General features: G+C 56.3%; 2 protein-coding genes. One reads left to right on the top strand and one right to left on the bottom strand.

From position 1 onward, the window contains the following. On the bottom strand, positions 1 to 837 hold an 837-nt coding region (locus NW838_RS14225; RefSeq protein WP_414428260.1), incomplete at its 3' end, for an RNA-guided endonuclease InsQ/TnpB family protein. A gap of 236 nt (positions 838 to 1,073) precedes the next feature. On the opposite strand from NW838_RS14225, the gene NW838_RS14230 reads away from it, so the two are divergent. Further along, positions 1,074 to 2,217, top strand: a 1,144-nt coding sequence (locus NW838_RS14230) for a pyruvate kinase (protein ID WP_414428261.1), incomplete at its 3' end; no start/stop codon positions are given.

Genomic DNA, 2,217 nt, shown 5'->3' on the forward strand with positions numbered 1-2,217 from the left:
ACGACAAGCTATCTCTGACGTAACTTTGTGTTGCCAGTCTTTGCGCTGACGAGCAGCCTTTGCTTGCAGTTGCGCTTCCCGCCGGTGAATTTTCTTCCATCTCCTGGAAGCCTTTACGCCCTTTTTAGGGGCACGCTTTCTGCGCTTCAGTCTGGCGACTCTGCGAATCTTCTCCTCACTCCGCTGGGTAAAGCGGGGATTAGTAATCTCCCGAAACTCCGCCCCGTCAAACAACGTCAGGGCGGTCTCTGTACCCAAGTCATAGGCAACGATGGACTCATATCGCAAATCCGACTGCGACCCAAACTTAGGCTCTGGTATGGCAACCTCAACCGTAAACGAAGCGAACCACTGCCGCCGGGACGGCTTGTAGACAAGGGTCAGCGTTGTTGGCACGCCCCAATGCTTGGCTTGACCGCGCATTTTCAGGGTAATGCCCAAGTCATTGAGTGTGACCGTGCCATGCTTCCCCGTGCTGTTGACCTTCCACCCCGACCGAGCAGGATACGTCCAGCCTGAATACCGGCGAATGGACTTGAACCTCGGCTTCCTACTCAGTCCTCGAAAGAACCGTTGGTAAGCATAATCCACCCGCTTGACGGTAGCTTGCAGGGCTTGGGAGTTCAGTTGGGCAAACTCCACCCACACCTGCTTGAATTCGGGGAGTAGGTTCTGCTGTTCCAGGTAGGTCACCGTTCGGCGGTGGAGGTGGTACTCGGTTTCCCGATGGGCAATGCAAGCATTGTAAAGATAACAATGCAGACGACGAGCCTCGAACAAAGCTTTTTCCTGAGCTTTGCTGGGATACAGTCGAAAGGTCTGCCTTCTCGTTGCCATGGGTAGACACACTCTATCCCAGTTCTGAGTGCTTTATCCCCCGAACAACCGATCCGGTGGTGCTATCCATCCCCACCCTACAGAGGGTGGGGAATTCCGCACGTTTTGTTAACGACTCTAGACCGGAACGTCGGGGAACGAAAGGTTCATAGCCTCAATCGATCGATCTATGTCGAGCAAAAATGAGCCTAAGCCTAGAATTGGGCTTGGCAGGTTGCTTTCAGAAAGCTGCAAGCATGGCTCCCTCTTCCTCAGATCTCAAATGTTTGCTGGAGAAACTCCTGGAACTGCGGCGACAAGTTGTGGAGGGATCCCAGAGCTACTTGGCTGCTTGGGGCTGCCCTACCGTCCCCCCTCCGGCCATTCATAACCTGGCGCGGTATCTGGCTCTGCGACAACAGGATCTGCGCAGCCTGCAGTTGGAATTGGCCGCCCTCGGACTGTCGTCGCTGGGGCGATGTGAATCACGGGTTTTGGAAAACCTAGATGCTGTGATTGCCGTTTTGGCAGCAACTCAGGGCTTAGCCTATCCGGCGCCCAGCTATGAAGAGTTTTATGCCGGGGATACGGCACTTGAGCAGCACGCCGAGGCTCTGTTTGGCCGTCCTTCCCCCCATCGCCGCGCCCGCATCATGGTGACCCTGCCCAGCGAAGCCGCCGAGCAGCCTGAGCTGCTGTTGCAGTTGTTGGAAGGGGGCATGGACGTAGCTCGGATCAACTGCGCCCACGATGAGCCCTCGGTTTGGGAGAAAATGCTGGCCCATCTGCGCCGAGCTGAAGCCCAGACCCAACGGCCCTGCAAGGTTTTGATGGATCTGGCCGGCCCCAAGATCCGCACCGGCACGGTGGTCATGCCCCCAGATAAACCTAAAGTGTACCGGGGGGATCGGATCCTTTTGACTCCTGATGTCACCGAGGTCAACTCGGATATCTCCTGCCAAGTGACCTGTACCTTGCCGGCAATTTTGGGACAACTGCAGGTGGGGGCAACCGTTTGGATTGATGACGGGAAGATCGGCGCCCGCGTGGTGAGGGTCGAGCCAGCAGGAGTTGTTCTGGAGGTGGAAAAAATTTCCCCCCAAGGCAAGAAGTTGCGGGCCCAAAAGGGCCTTAATTTCCCCGATAGCCAGCTTCAGATCCAACCCCTAACCGACAAAGACTGCCAAGACTTACACTTTGTGGTTCGGCATGCCGATTTGGTGGGCTATTCCTTTGTCCAGAAGCCCGACGACTTGCACCTGCTGTTTTCTGAGCTGGAGCGGCTGGAGGCCCGGCCCGACTTGGGATTGATCCTCAAAATCGAATCCCAAAAGGCCGTGAAACACCTGCCTGCCGTCATTGCGACCTCCGCAAACCGCAGGCCCCTAGGGGTGAGGATTG

It is taken from the genome of Synechococcus sp. R55.2, from assembly GCF_047462075.1.
GTDB lineage: Bacteria > Cyanobacteriota > Cyanobacteriia > Thermostichales > Thermostichaceae > Thermostichus.